Origin of the sequence: Pseudomonas brenneri (assembly GCF_007858285.1) — a bacterium.
GTDB classification, from domain to species: Bacteria; Pseudomonadota; Gammaproteobacteria; order Pseudomonadales; family Pseudomonadaceae; genus Aquipseudomonas; species Aquipseudomonas brenneri.
The window spans coordinates 625,544-648,923 of sequence record NZ_VFIL01000001.1 but is presented as its reverse complement, the minus strand read 5'-3'; the positions used below and the strand labels follow the sequence as shown (position 1 = coordinate 648,923).

General features: G+C 62.6%; 18 protein-coding genes. 6 read left to right on the top strand and 12 right to left on the bottom strand.

All coding sequences use genetic code 11. The features are described 5' to 3' along the window. Window positions 1-26: 26 nt before the first annotated feature. Genes FJD34_RS02780 through FJD34_RS02770 form a run of 3 tightly spaced genes read left to right on the top strand, consistent with a single transcriptional unit; the run spans window position 27 to window position 4,395 of the window. Entirely contained in the window at window positions 27-2,639 is a 2,613-nt protein-coding gene (locus FJD34_RS02780) for a fimbria/pilus outer membrane usher protein (RefSeq protein WP_223232750.1), read from the top strand. Further along, the gene (locus FJD34_RS02775; protein ID WP_157695978.1) at window positions 2,636-3,676 is read left to right on the top strand and encodes a fimbrial protein; all 1,041 of its coding nucleotides are present in this window, start codon (window positions 2,636-2,638) and stop codon (window positions 3,674-3,676) included. Before FJD34_RS02780 ends, FJD34_RS02775 begins: the two co-directional genes overlap by 4 nt. Then, on the top strand, window positions 3,673-4,395 hold the full coding sequence (locus tag FJD34_RS02770) for a fimbrial biogenesis chaperone (RefSeq protein WP_090291024.1): 723 nt from the start codon (window positions 3,673-3,675) through the stop codon (window positions 4,393-4,395). The genes FJD34_RS02775 and FJD34_RS02770 overlap by 4 nt, the downstream gene beginning before the upstream one ends. A 47-nt stretch (window positions 4,396-4,442) precedes the next feature. On the opposite strand, the gene FJD34_RS02765 is transcribed toward FJD34_RS02770, so the two are convergent. Next, complete coding sequence (locus tag FJD34_RS02765) at window positions 4,443-5,330, bottom strand: LysR family transcriptional regulator (RefSeq protein ID WP_032860590.1); 888 nt, start codon at window positions 5,328-5,330, stop codon at window positions 4,443-4,445. 78 nt (window positions 5,331-5,408) lie between these two features. Between FJD34_RS02765 and FJD34_RS02760 the strand changes: the two genes are divergently transcribed. Together FJD34_RS02760 and hppD are read left to right on the top strand one after the other, a co-directional pair. Then, on the top strand, window positions 5,409-6,338 hold the full coding sequence (locus FJD34_RS02760) for a DMT family transporter (RefSeq protein WP_032860589.1): 930 nt from the start codon (window positions 5,409-5,411) through the stop codon (window positions 6,336-6,338). Window positions 6,339-6,607: 269 nt separating this feature from the next. After that, on the top strand, window positions 6,608-7,684 hold the full coding sequence (gene hppD, locus FJD34_RS02755) for a 4-hydroxyphenylpyruvate dioxygenase (RefSeq protein WP_032860588.1): 1,077 nt from the start codon (window positions 6,608-6,610) through the stop codon (window positions 7,682-7,684). A gap of 47 nt (window positions 7,685-7,731) precedes the next feature. Here hppD and rarD read toward each other — a convergent pair whose 3' ends face one another. Further along, window positions 7,732-8,613 carry an EamA family transporter RarD gene (gene rarD / locus FJD34_RS02750; protein ID WP_090291025.1) on the bottom strand — a complete coding sequence of 294 codons (882 nt, stop codon included), beginning with the start codon at window positions 8,611-8,613 and terminating at the stop codon, window positions 7,732-7,734. Window positions 8,614-8,746: 133 nt separating this feature from the next. Between rarD and FJD34_RS02745 the strand changes: the two genes are divergently transcribed. Next, a complete protein-coding gene (locus tag FJD34_RS02745; RefSeq protein ID WP_032860586.1) occupies window positions 8,747-9,223 on the top strand; it encodes an Lrp/AsnC family transcriptional regulator in 477 nt (158 codons plus the stop codon). A gap of 108 nt (window positions 9,224-9,331) precedes the next feature. Here the strand turns inward: FJD34_RS02745 and FJD34_RS02740 are convergent, their stop codons facing one another. From FJD34_RS02740 to FJD34_RS02695, 10 genes are all read right to left on the bottom strand, one after another. Next, entirely contained in the window at window positions 9,332-10,342 is a 1,011-nt protein-coding gene (locus FJD34_RS02740; RefSeq protein WP_090291026.1) for an aldo/keto reductase, read from the bottom strand. Window positions 10,343-10,396: 54 nt separating this feature from the next. Next, window positions 10,397-11,569: an acyl-CoA dehydrogenase family protein gene (locus FJD34_RS02735; protein ID WP_032860583.1), complete on the bottom strand. Its 1,173-nt coding sequence runs from the start codon at window positions 11,567-11,569 to the stop codon at window positions 10,397-10,399. Window positions 11,570-11,577: 8 nt separating this feature from the next. Continuing rightward, entirely contained in the window at window positions 11,578-13,218 is a 1,641-nt protein-coding gene (locus FJD34_RS02730; RefSeq protein ID WP_090291027.1) for a dipeptide ABC transporter ATP-binding protein, read from the bottom strand. After that, window positions 13,215-14,066 (bottom strand): ABC transporter permease, encoded by an 852-nt coding sequence (locus tag FJD34_RS02725; protein WP_090291028.1) that lies wholly within the window; start codon window positions 14,064-14,066, stop codon window positions 13,215-13,217. Before FJD34_RS02725 ends, FJD34_RS02730 begins: the two co-directional genes overlap by 4 nt. Further along, complete coding sequence (locus tag FJD34_RS02720) at window positions 14,063-15,391, bottom strand: LLM class flavin-dependent oxidoreductase (protein ID WP_032860580.1); 1,329 nt, start codon at window positions 15,389-15,391, stop codon at window positions 14,063-14,065. The genes FJD34_RS02725 and FJD34_RS02720 overlap by 4 nt, the downstream gene beginning before the upstream one ends. 14 nt (window positions 15,392-15,405) lie before the next feature. Next, on the bottom strand, window positions 15,406-16,647 hold the full coding sequence (locus tag FJD34_RS02715) for an acyl-CoA dehydrogenase family protein (RefSeq protein ID WP_090291029.1): 1,242 nt from the start codon (window positions 16,645-16,647) through the stop codon (window positions 15,406-15,408). Window positions 16,648-16,746: 99 nt separating this feature from the next. Further along, on the bottom strand, window positions 16,747-17,670 hold the full coding sequence (locus tag FJD34_RS02710; protein ID WP_032860578.1) for an ABC transporter permease: 924 nt from the start codon (window positions 17,668-17,670) through the stop codon (window positions 16,747-16,749). Next, a complete protein-coding gene (locus FJD34_RS02705; RefSeq protein ID WP_090291030.1) occupies window positions 17,667-19,379 on the bottom strand; it encodes an ABC transporter substrate-binding protein in 1,713 nt (570 codons plus the stop codon). Before FJD34_RS02705 ends, FJD34_RS02710 begins: the two co-directional genes overlap by 4 nt. Before the next feature lie 16 nt (window positions 19,380-19,395). Then, window positions 19,396-21,525, bottom strand: coding sequence for a TonB-dependent receptor family protein (locus FJD34_RS02700; protein ID WP_223232749.1), 2,130 nt, complete (start codon window positions 21,523-21,525; stop codon window positions 19,396-19,398). A gap of 414 nt (window positions 21,526-21,939) precedes the next feature. Beyond that, window positions 21,940-23,250 (bottom strand): MFS transporter, encoded by a 1,311-nt coding sequence (locus tag FJD34_RS02695; RefSeq protein ID WP_032860575.1) that lies wholly within the window; start codon window positions 23,248-23,250, stop codon window positions 21,940-21,942. Window positions 23,251-23,380 lie beyond the last annotated feature (130 nt).

Below are 23,380 nucleotides of genomic sequence, written 5' to 3'. Positions count from 1 at the left end.
TTGAAGTCTGACTTATGTTTTTTTACATGCAACTGTGGAAGGGCAGGCGTGCTGCCCTGTGCCTTCCCGTCATCGTGGTGTTCAGCCAGCTCCTGACGGTTTTTATCGGCCCTGAGGCCCTGGCGTCTTCGGTCACCTTTGACCTGGAAGCGTTTTCCAGTGGTCTGGTACCGGGAGTCGATATTTCCCGCTTCAACCGCCACGACAGCCTGGCGCCTGGCACATATCGCGTTGATGTGCAGCTCAATGGCCAGCCAGTCGGGCGCCATGAGTTGGCGTTTATCGAGCTTCCCGGCCAGGCCGATGTGAGCCCGTGCCTGGACTGGCCGCTGCTGGCTCGGCTGGGTGTCGTGAAAAACAAGGTTGAAACTGACCGGCCCGCAGCCCCCGGCCCGCTGTGTGGGGATCTCTCGCAGTGGATTCCCATGGCCTCCAGTAACGTCGATCCCGGTGCCCTGCAACTGGCCCTCAGCGTACCCCAGCTCTACCTGGCGCCGACTGCGCGCGATACCGTCGACCCGAGCCAGTGGGACGAGGGCATCGATGCCGGGTTGCTCAGCTACAACTTAAGTGCCGCGACCATGACTGCGGGCAGTGGCGAAGACCGTGCCTACCTGGGCCTGAACAGTGGTATCAACCTGGGCAGTTGGCGCTTGCGGCACCAGGGCGCGCAGGCATGGGATTCGCGTGATGGTGCCCAGCCTTATCAGAATACGGCCATCTACGCGCAACGCAGCCTGGCGGCCTGGCAATCACGCCTGACCGTAGGTGACAGCTTCAGCAGCGGCCAGATCCTGGAAAGTACCCGCATGCGGGGCATCAGCCTGGGCACCGACGAGCAAATGCTGGCGCCTTCGCAGCAAGGCTATGTGCCTGTGGTGCGGGGGATTGCGGACAGTAATGCAACCGTTACCGTCAGCCAGAACGGCTATACGCTGTACGAGACCACGGTGGCGCCCGGCCCATTTGTGATCAGTGATTTGTATCCCACAGGTGGTGGGGATCTGAGCGTCAGTGTCAGGGAAGTCGATGGTCGCCAATACAGCTACAGCGTGCCTTTCTCCGTGGCGCCGCAACTGCTGCGCCGCCATGCCAGTCGCTACGACATGACGTTCGGCCAAGTCCGCCAAAAGGGGGTTGAGGGCCAGGCTCCCCTGGCGTTTCAAGGGGCGCTGCAGCATGGCGTGCTGGATGACCTGACGCTGTATGGCGGGAGCAGTTTTGCCCAAGGTTATGCCCAGGGTAAGGCCGGGTTGGCACTCAATACCGCCCTGGGTGCGTTCTCGCTGGACACCACCGGCTCCCGCACGCGGATCCCTGGGCACGCTGTGCTGTCGGGGCGCAATTATGGTGTGGGGTACAACAGGCAACTGGCCCAGACAGGCACCCACCTGGTGTTGGGGGCCTATCGTTTTTCCACGGTGGGCTATCTGAACCTGACGGATGCGGTCAACGTGCGGGAGTTGGGGCGCCAAGGCCTGGACATTGGCACCTATGCCCGACAGAAAAGTCGTATCGACCTGACCGTCAGCCAGCAACTGGGGGCCGGCACGCTGGGCTTCTATGCCAGTTCTACCCAGTACTGGGGCTCACACCAGGGGCGGGAGACCTCTTACAACCTGAGCTATGGCACCACCTGGCGCCGGCTCAACTGGAACCTCAGCGCCCAGCGCTCGCGAGTTGAAGCCCATCATCCGGCCAACCATCTGGAAGAAAGCGAGCAGGTGTTCTTTGCTCGCTCGGACAACGCCGGCCATGTCGACAACCGCCTGATGATGACGTTGTCGCTGCCATTGGGCAGCAGTCTCCGCGCGCCCAGTCTGAGCAGCACCTTGAGCCGCAGTACCGGTGACAGCCGCAGCAGTCAGCAGCAGATCGCTATCAACGGCATGCTGGATGATGACGCGACGCTCAACTATGGCCTCTCTGGCAGCCGCGCGTCAGCCCAGACCAGTAGTTTCAATGCGCATGCCGGCTACAACGCGAGCACGGCGGCATGGCGGGTGGGTTATGGCCAGAGCCATGACAGCAGCCAGCTTTCGTTGAGTGCCGACGGCGGCCTGGTGGTGCACGACGAGGGTGTGACGTTCTCGCACTACCTCGGCGAGGCGGCGGCCCTGGTTCACGTGCCTGATGCCCAGGGGGCACGGTTGAGCAACGGTCATCACCTGCGGGTTGATCGTAACGGCTATGCCGTGGTGCCGTCGCTGCGGGCGTTCCAGGCCAATACCGTGGGCGTCGACCCTGACGGCAGTGCGTATGACGTGGAACTCCAGGAGACCACACAACAAGTCGTGCCCACCTCGGGGGCCGTCTCGCGCCTGCGCTTCGCCACCGTGGCGGGGCGGGCGGTGGTAGTCAAGGCCCTGCGGGAAAGCGGCAAGCCGTTGCCATTTGCAGCCCAGGTATTTGATGAGCAAGGCAGCGAAGTCGGGGTGATTGGCCAGGCCAGCAAGGCATTTGTCAGGGGCATTGCCGATCAGGGCACGCTCACCGTCAAGTGGAGCGAGACCGCCGTCGACCGTTGCTATATCCACTACCGCTTGCCACCCCAGGCAGCCGGACGCCAGGCCCGTGCCGAGCTGGTGCAGGGACAATGCGTGAGGGGCAGGGCGGGTCGAGAGGTGACCGTGCGATGAGCTGTAATATGCGCCAGTTGTTTCTAGCCACACTGATGCTCGTTGCGACACTGGCTGCCTGCGATGTGCAGGCCAATGTCAGTTGCTATCCCGAGCCTCCCGTGGCGCTTTCCATCGCGTCCATCAGTGTGCCGGCCAATCCACGGATGGGGCAGGTCTTGGGCAACCCCCAGGGTTATGCGCTCGATGCCCTCAACGCCGTGAGTTGTTCCTATGCCGCGGGCATCGTCTCCGATCACTGGTCGTACCTGGGCGTGGCCAGGAACATGCGGTTTACCGGCAAGTATTTTGGCCACTCCGGGTTGTCGCTGCCGATCTATACGACGGGTATGGTCGGCGTGGGTTTTGGCTTGATGGCACAGGACCGTGAGGGCGGCGAGTGGAAGAGCATCAGCCAGGGCATCACGATCTTGCGTGGCCCCCTTCGGCCCGGCCTCGCAACCTGGGGCGTGCGCGTTCGAGTGGTGTTCTTCGTGACCGGCACGATCAGCGGCGGGGTGCTGTATCCGCAGCCGTTTGCAGAGTTCAGGGTCCATCCGGAGTTCAACTTCCCCCATTTATTCACCTTCGGGTCTATCGTTGTCGGACCCCCCCTCAAACCCACCTGCTCGGTGTCCACACCCTCGGTCCCGATCAATCTGGGTGCTGTGGCCGCTACGCAGTTCAGGGGTGTGGGCAGTGTTGCCGGCAGCGCCAGCCGCGATATCCAGCTGCAGTGCGCGGGTGGGACGGGCGGCAGTCAAGATGTGCTGCTGACGTTGACCGACCAGATTCAACCGGCCAACCGCAGCGATCGCCTGACGTTGACGGGCGATTCGACCGCCACCGGCGTCGCCCTGCAACTGCTCCATGGCAACGCCGTATTGAGTTATGGCGCGGACTCCAATGCGCCGGATAACCCCAATCAATGGCAGGCCGGCAGCACCGGCAATGGCGCCTTTCAGATAACGCTGACGGCGCGTTACCTGCAGACCGAGCCGACGGTTCATCCCGGCACGGCCAATGGCCTGGCCACCTTTACCTTGAGCTACCGATGAGCTGGACCTGGGTACGTCTGGCGCTGGGGGTATTGGGCGGGCTGGTGGTGTGGAGTGCCCGCGCTGAAATCGTGATTGACCGGACCCGTCTGATTTACCCGGCCGCCTCGGGCCAAGTCACGCTCAACCTGACGAATCAGGCGGATAGCCCGAGGCTGGTGCAGGTCTGGATTGACGCGGGTGATCCCCAGGTGCGCCCTGAGTACAGTGACGTCCCCTTTACCGTGACTCCGCCGATCCTGCGCATGGATGCAGGTCAAGGCCAGGCGCTAAGAGTGGTTTATCACGGGGAGCCAGCATCGGCGGATGTGGAGCAAGTCTATTGGCTGAATGTGCTGGGCATCCGGCCGGCGACGGACGCAAGCCATGCGCTGCAGCTCGCGTTTCGCAGCCGGATCAAACTGTTTTTGCGTGCGCCGCGGTTGCCAGGGCAAGCGCAGGAGGCGGCTCAAGACTTGAGATGGCGCTTGCTCAAGGGCAACGCCCTGCAGGTGCACAACCCCAGTGCTTATCACGTGAGCCTGGCCAGCGTTGTGCTGGGTGCCGATGGCCGTCAGTACCGCAATGATGACCCACCGATGCTTGCCCCCCGTTCCACCGCTACCGTCACCCTGCATGGGCCGTCGGGCAGTGGGGCGGGCGGGGCGCTGGTGCAATTCACCACCCTGGACGATCATGGCAACACCCGCACTCATGAAGCGCCGTTCAGCCCCCTGTAGGCAGCGACCCCGGGGTGCTCTCTGGATCTTCGCTGGCAAGCCGGCGCCTACACAGCCTTTTGCGATAAAGGGAAGAGTTGCTGCGCCATTTGGATAAAAGCCAGGGTCGCCGGAGAGGACTGGCGTCGGTCCAGCACCGCCAAACCGATCTGCCGCGCGACCTTGGGCGATAACGGCCGCTGTACGTAGCGTGGCTGGCCGTCCTGCGGCAATGAGGCCTGGGCCACCACACTCACACCCGCACCCCGGCTGACGGTATCCAGGGTGCTGAGCAGTTGCGAGCAACGATAGCGCACATTGGGCTTGAGCCGGGCACTGTGGAACAGTCGCTCCACCAACTCCGAGGAGCCCGCCTCAGTCAGGACAAACGGGTCGTGACACAAGTCCTTGAGCTTGACGCTGGCTTGATGGGCGAGGGCATGGCCCTCGGGCAGCAGGGCGACCATCTGGTCTTCGAACAGTGCAACAGTGTCCAGGCGTTCCTGTTCCAGCACCACAAAGCCCACGTCAATGCGCCGCTCTTCGAGCCACTGCAGCACTTGGCGATCGGGGCCTTCGTCCACATGCACCTCGATCCCCGGATGGGCCTGGCGAAAGTGTTCGAGGATCCTGGGCAGCAGGCGAATGGATGCAGTTGGCCCGAAGGAGCCGATGCGCAAGGTACCGCTTTTCATCCCTCGGGCATCGGCCGCTTCCTGTTGCAGCGTAGTGGCCAGCCCCAGCATCGCCCGTGCCCGCAGCAGCAGTTGCTGGCCGATATCACTGAGTTCGACCCGCGACTGTTGGCGGCGGAACAGTTCCACCCCCAGCTCCAGCTCCAAAGACTTGATGGCATGGGACACCGCCGATTGGCTGATGCCCAGGCGATGGGCAGCACTGGTGAACCCCTGGAGTTGTGCCACCAGCGAGAAAATTTCCAATTGCGTGAGGGTCATGAGGTTTTACTCATTTTACGATGACTTGGCATTAGGAAAATAATACGCCAAACAGCCTCCCAAATACTCAGGATCCTTATGCCCGGTTCAACCTTTGTACTTGCGGGTGACCGCCTGACCTACGCCAAGCTCGCGGCCGTAACCATGATCTGGGGTGGCACTTTTGTTGCCGGGCGATTCCTCGCCGCAGATCTGGACCCGCTGCTGACGGCAAGCCTGCGGTTTATCCTGGCGAGCCTGGCGTTGCTGCTGTTCATGGCCTTTGCCCGGATCCCCCTGGCGTGTCCGACGCCTGCGCAAATGGCGCGGTTAGTGCTGCTGGGCTTTTTCGGGATTTTTTTCTACAACCTGTGCTTTTTCTATGGCCTGCATTTTATCAATGCCTCGCGCGCCTCCTTGATTGTGGCCCTCAACCCGGCGGTGATTGGCCTGGCGTCATGCTGGTGGTTCAAGGAGCGCTTGGGGCGCAGCCAAGTGCTGGGTATCGTGCTGTGCCTGGGCGGCGCCGCGTGGGTGATTGTCAGCCGCAACCCATTGCTGTTGCAGGGCAGGGCTGATGCGTGGATTGGCGACCTGTTGATTTTTGGCTGTGTGCTGAGTTGGGGCGTGTATTCCCTGGGCTCACGCACGCTGAACCATAGCCTTGGCCCCTTGCAGACGGTGACCTGGTCGGTGCTGCTGGGCACCTTGATGCTGTGCCTCACCACCCTGGTGAGTGGCCGGTTGACAGTGCAAGCGCTGGATGCCATCCATTGGCCGCATTTGTTGGGCCTGCTTTACCTCGGCGTATTGGGCTCGGCCCTGGCCTACATCGGGTATTACGACGGTATCCGGCGTATCGGTGCGACCCGTGCGGGTGTGTTTATCGCCCTCAACCCGCTGACGGCGGTGGTGTGTGGTGCGTTGCTGCTGGACGAACAGCTCAGCACTGCGATGTTCTTCGGTGGGGCGTTGATCCTGCTGGGCATCTACCTGTGCAATAAACCCCTTGCGCCCGCCAGGGCATAGGGATTTGATAAGGAATACGGACAAAGCTGTTTACGCTGTGTAGAATCGGTTTACGCATACAAGAATAAGCGCCTGACATCCCGCAGGCCTCGTCCGTCAGAGACGCCCGTAAGAGAATGATCCAACCATGAAGCTACTCGGGTTCCAACTCATCTACGGTGACTTCCTCGCCCGCAGCGTGCGGGGCATTTCCTGTGCGCCACCTGCCCACCTCATCCTTGCTGGCAATTAATTAATTTAATTCTAAAAAGATGATGAGGCGCCAAATCATGGCAGATCTATACGAAAACCCAATGGGCCTGATGGGCTTTGAATTCATTGAATTTGCATCGCCGACCCCGGGCACCCTTGAGCCGATCTTCGAGATCATGGGGTTCACCCAGGTGGCGAGCCACCGCTCGAAAAACGTGCACCTGTACCGCCAGGGCGGGATCAACCTGATCCTCAACAACGAACCCAACAGCATCGCTTCGTACTTTGCCGCCGAGCACGGTCCATCGGTGTGTGGCATGGCGTTCCGCGTTAAGGATTCGCAGCAGGCCTACACCCGCGCCCTGGAACTCGGTGCCCAGCCGATCCATATCGAAACCGGCCCGATGGAGCTGAACCTGCCGGCCATCAAGGGCATCGGCGGCGCGCCGCTGTACCTGATCGACCGTTTCGGTGAAGGCAGCTCGATCTACGATATCGACTTCGTGTTTATCGACGGTGTGGACCGCAACCCGGTGGGCGCGGGCCTGAAGGTCATCGACCATTTGACCCATAACGTCTATCGCGGGCGCATGGCCTACTGGGCGAACTTCTACGAGAAGCTGTTCAACTTCCGTGAAGCGCGCTACTTCGACATCAAGGGCGAATACACCGGCCTGACCTCCAAGGCCATGAGCGCCCCGGATGGCATGATCCGCATCCCGTTGAACGAAGAGTCGTCCAAGGGCGCAGGCCAGATCGAAGAGTTCCTGATGCAGTTCAACGGTGAAGGCATCCAGCACGTAGCCTTCCTCACCGAAGACCTGGTCAAGACCTGGGACGCGTTGAAGAAGATTGGCATGCGCTTCATGACGGCGCCGCCAGACACTTACTATGAAATGCTCGAAGGCCGCCTGCCAAACCACGGCGAACCGGTGGACCAATTGCAGGCCCGGGGTATTTTGCTGGACGGTTCGTCCGTCGCCGGCGACAAGCGCTTGCTGTTGCAGATCTTCTCGGAAACCCTGATGGGCCCGGTATTCTTCGAGTTCATCCAGCGCAAGGGCGATGACGGCTTCGGCGAAGGCAACTTCAAGGCCCTGTTCGAGTCGATCGAGCGTGACCAGGTCCGTCGTGGCGTGCTGACCACCGACTGACATGGTTTTTTGTAGGAGCGAGCTTGCTCGCTCCTACAGTTATTGGGTCAGGCTCTGCGCTGACGCATCAGGTGCTTGAACCCTTCAAACACCAACACCATCACCGCCAACCAGATCGGGATATAAGTCAGCCATTCACCCGGCCCGATACTTTCCCCCAGCAGCAACGCCACCCCCAGCAACAGCACCGGCTCCACATAGCTGAGCAGGCCGAACAGGCTGAACGCCAGCAGCCGGCTGGCGATGATGTAGCACACCAGCGCCGAAGCACTGATCAACCCGAGCATCGGGATCAAGGCGTACAAGCCTTTATGGGCATCCAGCACGGCGAAGCCCTGTTCGCCACTTTGTACAAACCAGAACGCCACCGGCAGCATCAGCGCCATGTCCAGCCATAACCCGCCCAGGTGGTCAGTGGCCAGGCGTTTGCGCAGCACGAAGTAGATGGGGTAGCCGATGATCACCAGCAGCGTCGCCCAGGAGAACCCGCCCATCTGGTACAGCTCGTTAAGCACGCCAATCGCCGCAAACACCACCGCGATCCATTGCAGCCGCGACAGCTGTTCGCCATACACCAGGCGCCCGGTCAGGACCATGGTCAGCGGCAACAGGAAGTAGCCCAGGGACACATCCAGGCTGCGGCCGTTGAGCGGCGCCCACATGAACAGCCACAGCTGCACGCCCAGCAACACCGATGACAGCACAATTGCGCCGATCAGCCGTGGCTCGCCCGCCAGTCGCTGCAGCAGCGCCCAGACCTGGCGCCACTCACTGCTGAGCACCATGAAAACGGTCATGCACGGCACGGTCAGCAGCATGCGCCAGCCGAAAATTTCCAGTCCGCTCAACGGCGTGAGCAGCGATGTGAAGTAATACATCACGGCAAACAACACCGAGGCCAATACCGATAAAACAACACCTTTAGACACGCGATCCTCGCGAAACCGATTCAAACGAAAGAGGGGGGAATTTCAGGTGGGAATATATTGCTTTTGAGGTGAGACGTTTGCTCTGTTTTACGGCATTTTATGGGAAATTTTCTCACGCCCAAGGTTCGCCAGCATGCCCGTCAGCCCCCAACCGCCCCTGGATGATTTCGACCGCGCGATTCTCAAGCACCTGCAACGCGACAACACCACCGCGCTGCGGGTGATTGGCGAACAGGTCAACCTGTCGACCGCAGCCGTGCAGCGGCGTATCAAGCGCATGGAGCAGGGCGGGGCGATCAGCGCCAATACGGCGGTGGTCAATCAGGACGCGGTAGGCAAGCCGATCACGATCCTGGTGGAGGTGCACGCCGAGCGCACCCATATCGAAGACCTCGACGTGCTCAAGGTGCAGATGTCGATCCCACAAGTGCAGCAGTGCTATTACGTCACCGGCGATGCGGACTTCATGCTGGTGGTCGTGGTGGAAACCATGAAGGCTTACGAAACCCTGGCCCGCACGCTGTTCTACGAGAACCGCAATATCAAATGGTTTCGCAGCATTGTGGTGATGGACCGGGTCAAGGTCAGCCTGGATGTGCCGCTGGGTTGAATGATCTCGCCATTCAAAACCTGTAGGAGCTGGCTTGCCTGCGATAGCCTCAACTCGGTCTAGCAGATACACCGCGTCGACGCTATCGAGCTCCTACAGGGGGTGTTCTCAGGGACGGTGGATACGCCCTGAGACAAAGTGCCCCACATCATTGAACCCTGGCGTCGACGCATGCCCCGGCGTCACCAGCGAATCAATAAACGCTTCATCCTCAGCACTGATCTTCACCTCAAGCGCCCCGGTATAGGCATCCCACTGCGCCTCCGTACGCGGGCCGACAATTGCCGAGCTGACCGCCTGGTTGTTCAACACCCAGGCAATCGCAAACTCGACAATCCCCACGCCACGGCCCTGGGTGTACTGCTGGATCTGCTGGGCAATGCGCAGCGACTCCACGCGCCATTCGGTTTCCAGGATGCGCTTGTCCTGGCGTGCGGCACGGCTACCCGCTTGGGGGGTGATATCCGGCGCGTACTTGCCACTGAGCACGCCACGGGCCAGCGGGCTGTAAGGCACCACGCCCAGGCCATAGGCTGCGGCCGCGGTGATCTGCTCCACCTCGGCCTGGCGGTTGACGATGTTGTACAGCGGCTGGCTGATGATCGGCCGGTCGACCCCCAGGCGTTCGGCCACGCGCACCACTTCGGCAATGCGCCAGCCCCGGTAGTTGGACAGCCCCCAGTAACGGATCTTGCCCTGGCGGATCAGGTCGCCAATCGCCGAAATCGTGACATCCAGCGGCGTATCGTGGTCTTCACGGTGCAGGTAGTAGATGTCCAGATAGTCGGTGTCGAGGCGGGTGAGGCTGGCTTCCAGCGCGTTGAAAATACGCTTGCGGTTCAGGCCGCTGCGGTTGGGCAGGCCGTCCGGTGGGCCGAAGCCGACTTTGGAGGCCACGACCCAGTCGGTGCGATGACGGCCGATGGCTTCGCCGACAATTTCTTCCGAACGCCCGCCGGTGTAGACGTCGGCGGTGTCGATGAAGTTGATGCCCTGGTCCCAGGCTTTGTCGATGATCCGCAGCGAATCTTCGGTGTTGGTCTGTTCGCCAAACATCATCGTACCCAGGGTCAGTGCGCTGACCTTGAGCCCGGACTGGCCCAGTGTGCGGTAAATCATGGAGAACTCCTTAAAAGCGCAGACAGTTGCTATGCAATACCAGAGAGCAAGGCTCTAGAACAAGCCCGACGTCGGTGGTTCGCTGCCCTTGAGCCGATAGGCGCCGACCACTGCGGCCTTCCAGTGCCGTGGATTGTGGTTGGCCACAGTGCGCGCATTGCGCCAGTGTCGATCGAGGTTATGGCTGCGTCCGGTAGTGGAAGCGCCGCCCACGTCAAACAGCAGTTCGGCGGCCTTGAGTGCGGACTCGGCGGCGATGTATTGCGCCTGGGCCACGTCGACGGCTGCGCGAGTCACCGCATCGTGATCCAGGTCGTGGGCCCAGGCCACGTCGATGCTGTCAGCGGCACGCAACACCACCGCTTCGGCAGCAAACGCACGGGCCGAGATCTCACCCACGGAAAACGCCACATAGGGATCATCCACCGAGCGGCTGGCGCTGCTGTGCTTGATTGGCCGCGCATGGTCTTTTGCAAAGGCCACCGCATCGTTCAAGGCATTGCGCGCGATGCCGGCCTGCACCGCGCCGAGGAACAGTTGCAGGAACGGCGTGATGATCGAACGCTGGCCTTCCTCCACCACCCGCGTGCGGATTTCCTCGCGGCGCACCAGCACGTTGTTCAGGCGTGTGGTGCCGCTGGCGGTCAGGCGCTGGCCCATGGCGTCGAAGTCATCCACCAGTTCCAGGCCTTCGCGGTCGCGGGGCACCACGAACGATACCGGTTCCTCGTTTTCATCCAGCGCCACCGCGCTGACCCAGTCGGCATATAGCGCGCCAGTGCTGTAGTACTTGCTGCCATTGGCGCGAAAGTGCTCGCCCTCAGGCACAAGCCGCGCACTGACCTGGCCGTTGGCGCCGCCGATTTCCCAGCCTGCGTTGCCGAACACTTCGCCTCGCAGGTAGTGGGCAAACCACAACTGGCGTTCGGCTTCGGACTTTTGCACCAGCAGGCTTTCGACAAAGGCAAAGCTGGGGCGCAGCGACTGGGCGATATTGGAATCTACTGCCGCCAGGTCGATCACGAACTGCACCACCTCGCGCACACTGGACTCGCTGCCGCCGTAGCGCTGGGGAATGCGCAGGGTCAGCAGGCGCGCTGCGGCCAGTTGGCGGATCTGCTCATGGGGCAGTTGCCGGGTGCGCTCGCGTTCGGCGGCCCCCTCGGCGATCTGCGGCAATAACACGGCGGCACGCTGCAACAGCGCTGGCACGGACAAAAAGCTCATGACAATCCTTATATGGCAATGGCGTAGGTAATGAAGTGGTGTTCGGGCACCGGGGCCGGCCGGTCGATCTGCGGGATAGCGTCGAGCAGGGCGCGGGTGTAGGCATGCTGGGGGTGGTCAAATACGTCACGCACAGTGCCGCTTTCCACCACCTCGCCGTCCTTCATCACCAGCACCCGTTCGCTGACCTGGTTGATCACGCCCAGGTCGTGGGAGATGAACAGGCAGGCCAGTTTCAGGCGGGTCTTGAGGTCGGCCAGCAGCGCGAGGATCTGCGCCTGCACCGACACATCCAGGGCCGACACCGGCTCGTCGCACACCAGCACCTGGGGGTTGGGCGCCAGCGCCCGGGCAATGGCGATACGTTGGCGCTGGCCGCCGGAAAGCTCCAGGGGACGGCGACTGAGTACGCTGGCATCCAGGCGCACCAGCTCCAGCAGTTCCAGGGTGCGTGCCGGCCAGTCCTGGCGTGGCAAACCCGCCACTTGCAGCGCCTCGTTGAGCACCCGTGCCACGGTGTAGCGCGGGTCGAACGAGCTTTGCGGGTCCTGGAACACCACCTGGATGCGCTGGCGCAACTGGCGTCGTTGTTGATCGTTGAGCGCGCTCCAGGGCCGCCCGTTAAGCCACACATCGCCGGCGTCCGGGCGCTCCAGCCCCAGCAGCATGCGGGTGAGGGTGGTCTTGCCGCTGCCAGACTCGCCGACAATCCCCAGGGTTTCCCCGGCCCGCAGGCTGAAGCTGGCGTTGTGCACCGCGACATGGGGCTGACCGTCGGGGCCAATAAAGGTTTTTTGCAGGTGACGCGCCTCGATCAATGGCAGGTCGAAGCGCTCGACACGCGCCAGCTTCGGCGCCGCCCGGGCCGGACGCTGGAAATGCACGGCGCGCCCAGCCCGCAGCAGCGATTGGGTGTAAGGGTGCTGTGGATCATGCAGGATCGCCTCCACCGGGCCTTGCTCGACAATCACCCCGTGATGCATCACCGCCACCCGGTCCGCCAGGCGCGACACGACCGCCAGGTCATGGCTGACCACCAGCATCGCCATGGCTTGCGAACGCAAGGACTCCAGCAGCGCCAGGACTTGGGCCTGTACCGTGGCGTCCAGCGCCGTGGTCGGCTCATCGGCAATCAACAGACGCGGGCCTGCGGCAATCGCCGAGGCGATCAGGGCCCGTTGGCGCAGCCCGCCCGAGAGTTGATGGGGGTACTGCAACGCGCGTAGTTCCGGTTGTGGGACACCCACCGAACGTAGCAACTCGATGACCCGTGCCTGGCGCGCAGCGCGACCCAGCTCAGTATGCAAGCGCAACGGTTCGGCAATTTCCTTGCCCACCGGGCGCAGCGGGTCGAGGGAGCCGAGGGCGTCCTGCATCACAAAGCCGATCTGCGCACCGCGCAGGGCTTGCCAGGCACGGTCATCCAACTGGCGCAGGTCAGTGCCGGCAAACGCCAGGCGCTCGGCCTGTACCTTTGATCCGGCGCCGCTCAGGCCGCTGAGGGTGCGTGAGGTCACCGTCTTGCCCGAGCCAGACTCACCCACCAACGCCAGGCATTCACCGGCGGTCAGGCTGAACGATATGCCCTTGATAATCGGTGTGTGGCCAAACTGCACCCGCAGGTCTTGCACATCCACTAACGTACTCATCGGGATTTACCCTCGCTGCGTGCCAGCCAGTCACGGCCAATGGCGGTGATCGACACCACCGTCAGGATGATTGCCACGCTCGGCCAGGCCACCAGCCACCAGGCGTTGGCCAGGTAGTTGCGGCCCATGGCGAGCATCGAGCCCCATTCCGGCGCGGGCGGCGAAGCGCCAAAGCCGAGGAAGCTCAAGGCCGCGCCGGTGATGATGTTGTGACCGATACCGATGGTGGCGAGGATCAGGATCGGCTTGACCGCATTGGGCAGCACATGCCTAAACACCACGGCTGCACGATGCCGGCCGAGGGTGGTGGCGGCTTCGACGTAGGGGGCGTCACGCACCACCAGGGTCTGCGCACGCACCATCCGCGCAAAGCGCGGGATGCTCGCCACGCCCACCGCGATCAGCGTGATCCACAGGCCCTGGCCCCAGAACGTGATGATCACCAGGGCCAGCAGCAAGTCGGGAAACGCCAGCAATACATCGATCAAGCGCATGATCGCGCCATCCACCAAGCGCGGGCCAAGGCCTGCCGCCAAGCCGAGGATGATCCCGGCGCCCAGACCGATGGCCGTGGACACCAGGCCCATCAACAGTGAAGGGCGCACCCCGTGGATCAGGCGGGCGAGTACATCGCGACCGTTTTCATCGGTGCCCAGCCAGTGGCTGCTGCTGGGCGGCAGGTAGGCGTTGCGGGCGGCGGCGGCCAGTGGGTCGATACCGGTCAGCCAGTGCGGCACGAGCGCCGCGATCGACAAGCCGATCACAAACAGCCAGGCCAGTGACAGGCCGGGACGAAAGGTGTTCGGCAAGGCCAGGGTAAAGCGCCAGGGAATTGCATAGGTGCTCATGCCAGGCTCCTCGCATACTGACTCTGCGGATACGGCAACCCCAGGTGCTCACGCAACGTGCTACCGCTGTACTCATGGCGGAACACCCCGCGCTTGCGCAGCAGCGGCACCACCTCATCGACAAACACCTCGACCCCTGAAGGAAACATGTCCGGCATGATGTTGAAGCCATCGGCCGCGCCCGCAAGGAACCAGTGCTCCAGGCTGTCAGCCACTTGTTCCGGGGTGCCCACCAGCAACCGATGGCCGACCAGGATGCGCCGTGACAGTTCGCGCACCGTCAAGCCTTCGCGGCGGGCCAGGTTGAGCTGGGCTTCGAGAAACCCTTGGGAGCCTTTCTCATAAGTGCCCACTTCACCGATCCGCGCCCACGGCAGCGGCGCATCCAGCGCCAGCTCCTCGGCCGGGATGCCGATCCGCGCGGCCACTTGCTGGATCAGGCCATGTTCGCCGTGGTAGGCATTGAGTTGATCAAAGCGCGCATGGGCTTCGGCCTCGCTGCTGCCGATCACCGTGGACAGGCCCGGCATGATTTTCAGGTGCTCGGGGTTGCGCCCCCATTGCCGAGCGCGTTGCTTCATGTCGCGGTAGAAGTGCTGGCCATCTTCCAGGCTGGTCTGGGTGGTGAAAATCGCATCGGCATACCGCGAGCCCAGGGCCTTGCCGCCCTCCGACGAGCCGGCCTGCACCAGCACCGGGCGACCCTGGGGCGAGCGGGGCAGGTTTAGCGGGCCCTTGATGGAAAAGTGCTGGCCGACAAAGTCCTGGGTATGGATCTTGCCAGGGTGTGCGTAGTGCCCGTTGCTGGCATCGCCGATGATCGCGTCGTCTTCCCAGCTATCCCAGAGCTTGAAGGCGATATCGATAAACTCTTCGGCGCGGGCATAGCGCTCCCCGTGTTGCAACTGGTTGGCCAGGCCGAAATTCTGCGCGGCGGCGTCGGTGGCGTTGGTCACCACATTCCAGGCCGCGCGGCCCGCACTGATGTGGTCCAGGGAGGCAAAGCGCCGGGCCAGGTTGTAGGGGTCGTTATAGGTGCTGGAGGCGGTGGCGATCACGCCGATGTGTTGCGTGGCGAGGGCCACGGCAGTCAACAGGATGGTTGGCTCCAGGCGGCCCACCGGCTGCGTGGCCACATCACCCGCCAGGGCTGGGCCGTCGGCGAGGAAGATCGCGTCGAGGGTGCCGCGCTCGGAAATGCGCGCGATATTGCGGTAGTACTCCACATCCAGATAGGCATCCGCCGGCACTTCGCCGACCCGCCAGGCCGCCGCGTGCGCGCCGAAACCGAGGATGTTCATGCCAATGCTCATTTGCGCTTTCATGCAAGTTCCTTGGGTTAGACGGCGCTGGCTTCATCGCGGGCGCTGGCATGCTCGGGGTGGTCAGCCACCGCCTGTTCCTGGGCGGCACGCCAGGCGGCAGCGGGGCTGACATCGTTGAGGTAGAAATCGCCAAGGGCCCGTTCGCGGTAGATCGCCGGGTTGTGCGAGGCCAGGGTGCGGGCATTGCGCCAATGCCGGTCAAGGCGCCGTACCTGGCTGGTGGCCGAGGCACCGCCGACTTCGAACAGCAGGCTGGTGGCTTCCAACACCAGCGGCAGGATCACTTGCTGTGCCTGATAAGTGCGCACATCCGCGTCGACGTATTGCGCTTCGCTGATGGAGCCGTCGAGCACAGCCTCATGGGTGGTTTGCAGCACCTGCGCGGTGGCCTGTACCAGGCTGTCGGCGGCATAGGACAGGCTCGACAGCTTGCCGATCACCCGTTGCACCAGCGGGTCCAGGCGCGGGCTGGATTGCCCGGGAATACCGAACGCGCGGGTGCGGCCCTGGACAAACTCCACGGCATCGCGCAGCGCGGCCCGGGCGATCCCGGCCAGGGTCGCGAGGTGGAACAACTGGTAGAACGCCGAGATATATGACTCGGCCCGCAATTCGCCGGGCTTGAAGCGCCGCAGTACCTGATGTTCGGGCACGGCTACCCGGTCGAAGCGCGTGGTGCCGCTGCCGCTCAGGCGCTGGCCAAAACCATCCCAGTCATCCACGCGAGTCACGCCGGGCGCATCGGTGGGCACCACCACGCTGATAAAGTCGGCACCGTCGGCGGCAGCCACGGCGACCCAGTCGGCATACAAGGTGCCGGTGCAGTAATACTTCTGGCCGTCCAGTTGCCAACCATCGGCGGTGGGCTTGAGCGTCACCGAGTTGGTGGTGGTGTCACTGCGCTCGGCCATGGCTGCGCCCCACAATTGCCCGGCGACGACCTTGGGAAACCAGTCCGCCTGGGAGTCACTGTCCTGACTCACCAGCCGGCCTTCGACAAAGCCGAAATGCGCGCGCACGATCTGTGGCAGGTTCGAATCGGCACTGCCCAGCTCGATCAGCAAGGCGAACAGCTCAGGCAGGGTCGCGCCCAGTCCGCCCTGGCTGCGCGGTACGCGCAAGGCACCGAAGCCGGCGTCTTTCAACCAGGCGACGGCGTCGAATGCCAGGGTACGCTCCTGCTCACGTTGCACCGCGCCTTGGGCAATGCGCTGGAAAACCGGGGCGAAACGTTCGTGCAGTTGGGTGTCGCTCATGTTCGGTTCCTAATCTGAAATTGAGTCATTCAAAGCTGACGATGATCCACTGTGGGAGCGGGCCCGCTCCCACATAAAGCAGATGGTGTGAACCAGCCGTCATCGCGGTTTAACCCGTGGATCAATCAACCCGTTCAGCACATCCACCAACAGGTTCACCCCCACATAAACCAGCGCCGCCAACAAGGTGATCCCCAGCACCACCGGCGCATCCTTGGCCACGGCCGCATCGAGCATCATTCGCCCGATCCCCTGGCGGGCGAACAACATTTCCGTGACCACCGCACCTCCCAGCAGGCTGGCGAAGATGAACCCGGACAGGGTCACCAGCGGCACCAAGGCATGGCGCAAGGCATGGCGCAGGCGCACGGCGGTCTGCGACAGGCCGCGCGCGCGGGCCATGGCGATAAAGGGTTGTTCGAGGATGTCTTCCAGCTCTTGGCGCAGCACCTGGCTGAGCATCCCGGCAATCGGCAACGCCAGGGCGATGGTCGGCAGGATCAGGGTTTGCCAGCCGTTGGAGCCGGCCGGCGGCAACACCGGCCACTGGAAGGAAAACACCAGCAACAGCAAAATCCCCAGCACGAACGACGGCGATGACGACAGCACCAGCTCGCTGGCCGAAGCCACGCGGCGTACCCAGGGGTTGCGCTTGGCGGTGAGCACCGCGCTGGCCAGCGCCAGGCCGATGGCCAACAGTGCAGCGCTCAGGGCCAGTTGCAAGGTGGCGCCGATCTGCTTGCCGATCGCCTCGGTGACGGGAATGCGCAGGCGGTACGACTCGCCAAAATCGCCGTGGGCAATCCGACCCACGTAGCGCCCGTATTGCACCCACAGCGGCTGGTCAAAGCCGTATTCCTCGCGAACCTGAGCCAGTTGCTGCGGGGTGGGGATGGCGTCCGGCCCGCCGAGAATCGCCAGCACCGGGTCGCCAGCACTGAAATGGATGGCGACGAAGGTCAGGGTGGCCGCGCCCCACAGCACGCCTACCCCGGCCAGTAGTCGAGCGGCAAGCTGTTTCATGGAGCCTCCTGATCCAGCCACACGCTGGTAAAGAATGGGGTGTTGTGCACGGCGTCGAAGATCAGCCCCTTGACCGCCGTGCGATAGGCGATCAGCACCTGGCTTTCGAAGTCCGGTACCGCGGGCACCACTTCGGTCAGGCGTTGTTGCGCGGCGCTGTACAGGGCCTGCAGTTCTACCGGGTCATGGGAGCGGCGAGCTGCGCCGAGCAGTTGGTCCAGGCGCGGGTCGCTGAGGTTGCTCAGGTTGTTGCCGCTTTTGGTGGGCGAGGCGCGCGAGTCGCTGTGGTACAGGATGTACAGGCCGTCGGGGGTGTTGGTGTGCCAATAGCCGCCGCCGATGGCGTCATAATTGCCAGCGGTACGACGGTCGGTGAGCTGGGCCAGGGGCATCATTTGAATGGTCAGTTGCATGCCGACTTTCTTCACGTCCGCCTGTACGGCAACCGCGACGTTGCTGGGGAATGACGGGCTTTCGAAGCCCAGCAGTTGCGCCGACAGGCGTCGGCCGTCCTTGACCCGATAGCCCTGGGCATCGCGCAGGGTCCAGCCGGCTTCGTCCAGTTGGCGGTTGGCGGCGTCGACGTCGTATTTCAGTACATCACGGTAGGCCGGGTCGTAGAACGGTGTGTTCACCGCCAGGTAATCGCTTTTCGCTAAAAGCTCGCCGAACCCGGCAATCCAGGCCAGGCCGTCACGGTCGATGGCCTGGGCGATGGCCTTGCGCACGCGCACATCGTCGAATGGAAAACGCAGGGTGTTGAAGGTGACACTGCGATACGGGCTGGCCATGCGAATCCGGTTGCGTACCACCAGGTTCTGCGAGGCGCGCATTGCTGCGGTATTTTGCGCCGGGGCATCCAGGGTGAAGTCCGAACGCTTGGATTGCAGGGTGCTGTAGCGGGTCATGGCCTCGGGGACGATGCTCAGCTCGATACGGTCCAGGTAGGCCGGACCGATGTGCCGGGTAACCGGTGGTGCCCAGTGATAGTCGGCGCGCTTGATAAAGGTCGCACCTTGTTCGCGGGTATAGCTTTGCAACACGAACGGCCCGGAACCGATAGGGTGCTCGGCGATGCTCTTGGGCGCTTCGCGGATCTGTTTGGGCGAGACCATGCTCAGCCAGGACTGCGCCAACACATACAGGAACGGCGAGTAGGGCTCGCGCAAGTGCGCCTCGAAGGTGTACTCGTCGATGATCCGGCCATCGATATAAGGCGCTATATACGCGGCGGCCAGCGGTGATTTGGTCGCCGGGTCACGCATATGCTCCAGGTTGATCCGCAACGCCTCGGCATTGAATTTTGCGCCGTCGCTGAAGGTCACGTCATCGCGCAGGTGGAAGGTGTAGGTCTTGCCGTCTTCGGACACGTCCCAGGACTTGGCCAGCCAGGGCGAAATCTTGCCGTTTTCGTCCTGATACAGCAGGCAGTCGTAGACGATCCGCGCCAGCCATTGCACGTTGCCGTGGTAGCTGGAATGCACATCGAAGGTGCCGGTATCCAGCGCCGCCGACATGCGCAAGGTGCCGCCCGGCGTGCCCTGGCGGGTTTCGTGGTAGTCGCCGGGGTCATAGCTGAGCAGGCCCTGGGCATCCAGGTGCCCGTCGACCCGCTGCACCGAGCTGGGCGGTGGGGCGTCCGGCGAGCAGGCGCTCACCAGCAGCAACCCCAGGAGCAGGCCGAACCGGCTCCAGTGATTGATCGGCATCGTGAAGGCTCCCACCTTAGAAGTTGAACGCCACACCGGTGAAGGCGCCAAAACCGTCCCCTGGATACAGCGCGGCAACGTCTTTGCCCTGGGCGTCGTAGATCGGCTGGATGGCAGTAACGTAGTTCTGGTCGGTGAGGTTTTTCACGTCCAGGTACACCTGCCATTTCTTGCTCGGGGCTTCATACCCCAGCTTGGCGCCGAAGATCGTGTAGGAGGGCGCATACAGGGTGTTGGCGTAGTCCACGGCGGTACTCGATACCGAGCGCACATTGACCCCGGCATAGAACCCGTCGGGATGGCGGTATTGCAGCTCGGCCTGGTACACGTGCTTGGGCAGCCCCGGCAGCTCGTTGGAGCCAAAGCGCTCGTCGTTGCGGTAGTAGAAGTCGTTGAGGGTGTAGGCCTGGCGCAGGCTGATTTTTTCGCCACGCGCGCTTTGCCACAGCTCGGTGTCCAGGCCGGCTTCGATGCCCTGGTGGATGGTCGGGCTGGCGTTGGACGTCGAGTTGACCGCCGCTGTGGTACGGGTGGCTGGAATCACTTCGACGGTGAGCAGTTCATCCTTGATCCACGAGCGGTACACCGCGAGGCTGCCGTCGAAAATCCCGGCTTTGCCGCGCACGCCAAACTCAACGGTATTGGCCTTCTGCTCGGTGAGGGTCTTGGCGTAGTTGCTGGCCACCCCAGAGCCCGACGACGACCAACTGCTGGGCGGGTCGATGGAGCGGCTGACGTTGCCGAATACCTGGAAGTCCGGTGTGATTTCATAGCGCAGGCCCAGGCGCGGCGCGACATTCCAGCTGTCGTAGTTGTAGTGGTCAGGGTAGGGCGAAGTATTGGCGCGGTCCGAGTAGCGCACTTCGATATCGCGCTTGATCTGGCTCAGCGACAGGCCGGTGGACAGCCACAGGCGATCGGTCAGTTGCAGGTCATTGCCGGCGGCAAACACGCGGTCGAACGAGCCGGTGTAGCGCGCCTGTTTCTGCAGGGCGCCGTAGGTGCTGGAGGCGGGGTTGCCGTTGTAGGTCTTGACCCCGGCCTGTAGGTGCTGGGTGCTGGTCAGGCTCAGGGATGTGTTGCTGGTATGGCCCTGGATCTGGTCGCTGCGGTTGTAGGTCAGCGACAGGTTCAGGTCGCGCCAGTCCCAGTAGTTGGGGTTGACCGTGCTCTTGCGGTACAGCACCTGAGGGTAGTTGTGGTAGACCAGGCCAAAATCCAGGGTGGCGTCATCGTCGAAGGTGTAGGTGGTCTTGCTGCCGACCCAGGTCGATCCGCGCTTGGTCGAATCATCGCGGCTGGCCAGGGCCACCGGGTTGGTTTGCGACGAGTTGTGCTTGAGCTGGGCCTTGGTCAGGGTGCCGGAGCTTTCGTGGTATTCCTCGCGGTAGCGCACGAACAGCCGGGTTTCCAGCTTGGGGTTGAAACGGTAGCCGAAGTTGGTCACCACGCCCTTGGCTTTGGTGAAGGTCCAGTCCTGGTAACCGTCGCGTTCGGAGTTGCTCAGGCTGACGTAGTAGTCACCGTTGTCCACCACGCCGCCGGTGCTCAGTTGCTGCTTGCGCCAGCCAAAGCTGCCGGCCTCGAAGCGCGCGTGATTGCCCGGTGCAGTCAGGCCAGAGTGGGTCACCATATTGATCGCGCCACCCAACGACAGCGCGCCGTACTGGAAGGCATTGGCCCCGCGCAGCACTTCGGTGTAGTCCAGGCCCTGGGTTTCCAGCAGCTCATAGGGCGTGCCACCGGAACCGGTCAGGGCCAGGCCATCGAACAGGAACTTGGTGCCTTCGCGAAAATACCCAGGCGAGGTATTGGCCCCGGAGCCGCGAATGGAAATCTTGATGGCATCGTTGCCGCCCGCCGACTGCGCGTACACCCCGGGCTGATAGGCGAGAGTGTCTTCCAGGGTCGCCGAGCGGCCGCGTTCGACATCGGCGGCCTTGACCAGGCTGACGCCGCCGGCCACCTCGTCGAGTTTGAGCTGGGCATCTTCGCTGGCGGTGACCTTGCTCGCCTGCACCGTCACGGTCTGCAGGCGCGATTCCTCGGCGTGGGCCCATTGGGAGGCGAGGATCAAGGTCAGGGCACTGACGGTTTTAAACGAGCTGGAGGAGAGTTGAGGCAGAGGCCTTGAGATCAACTTCAATTGTGCATTCCTTGTGATTGGCTACGAGTGGAGGCGAGTTTCTATTCGTATAGTCAATCTCTGGCAGGGATAGAGCAGAAAGCATGCCAAGACCAGAAGGGCGTTGTTGTGGGGTATTTGGTTTTAATCAGCGTGTCGCTTATGCCAAAAAACTACACCTGTGTTGAACTGCTGTTCGATTTTGAACAGTGCTGAAGAGCCCGTGCTAGAGCGGTTTTGGTTATGAGGTTAGATCATTCGGCACAGATATCATCGGCCTCGACGGCGGCGGCCTGTTGTAAACACCCAACCAAATGTGGGAGCGGGCTTGCTCGCGAAAGCGGTGGATCAGTCAACCTATGTATTGACTGATCCACCGCTTTCGCGAGCAAGCCCGCTCCCACAAAAAGCTGCTCCTACATTTTTTTGAGCGCGTCAGGCCTTCAGGGTGCGGGTCATGCGCAATGCCAACACGCTACCCGCGACAATCACCGCTGCCAGCAGATACAACGCCAGGTCGGTGGATCCAGTGGCATCTTTCACAAACCCCACCACATACGGGCTCAAGAAACCCGCCATCTGTCCCATGGAGTTGATCAACGCCAGGCCGCCCGCTGCAGCGCCGGCGCTGAGCATGGCGGTGGGTACTGGCCAGAACATCGGCAGGCCGGTGAGGGCGCCCATGGTGGCGATGGTCAGGCCGAGGATGGCAATGGCCGGAGTGGTGGCGAAGTTCACTGCGATGATCAGGCCGACAGCGCCCATCAGCATCGGCACCACCAAATGCCAGCGCCGTTCCTTGCGCAGGTCGGCAGAGCGGCCTACCAACAACATGAACACCGCGGCCAGCAGATACGGAATTGCACTGAGCCAGCCAATTACCAGGTTGTCGGAAAAGCCCATGTTCTTGATGATCGACGGCAGCCAGAAGTTGATGGCGTACACGCCGCTCTGGATGCAGAAGTAGATCAGGCCGAACGCCCAGATCGCCGGGTTCTTGAACACTTCCAGCAGCGAATCAGTGGTGGTCTTGGGCTTGTTGGCCAGGTCGGTGGCCTGGTCGGCTTCAAGCACTGCGCGTTCATGGGCGGTCAGCCATTTGGCGTTGGCGAAGCTGTCGCTGAGCAGGAAGTAGGCGAGAGCGCCGAGGATGACCGTCGGCACGCCTTGCAGCAGGAACATCCACTGCCAGCCCGCCAGGCCACCCTGGCCTGCGGCGAAGTGGTTGAGGATCCAGCCAGAGAACGGGCTGCCGAGCAGGCCGGACACCGGGATCGCCGACATGAACAGCGCCATGATCCGCCCACGACGGAACGTCGGGAACCACTGCGAGAGGTACAGCACCACGCCCGGGAAGAAACCCGCTTCAGCGGCACCGGTAAACAGGCGCAAGGTGTAGAAGTGCGTCGGCGTGGTCACGAACAGCAGGCAGGTAGACAGGGTGCCCCAGGTGATCATCATCAGCGCAATCCAGCGCCGTGGCCCGAACTTGGTCAGTGCCAGGTTGCTCGGCACACCACACAGCACGTAGCCGATAAAGAAGATCCCGGCACCGAGGCCGTACACGGTCTCGCTGAACTTCAAGGCGTCGAGCATCTGCAACTTGGCAAAGCCGACGTTGACGCGGTCCAGGTAGTTAAACAGGTAGCAGATGAAAATGAAGGGGATCAGGCGCAGGGTGATGCGCTTGTAGACGGCGTTTTTGTCGTCATCGTTGGCCAGGGTAGCGGCGGCGCTCTGTGACATGGCGTTCTCTCTTTATTATGATTTTTCGCGATGCGAGGGTAACGTTGATCGCCCCAAGAGTCTCGGTCACGGGACGGTGCCGTGTCTTTGTGCCCCCGCACAGCGATCGATCCATTGCGCTGTGCCTTTG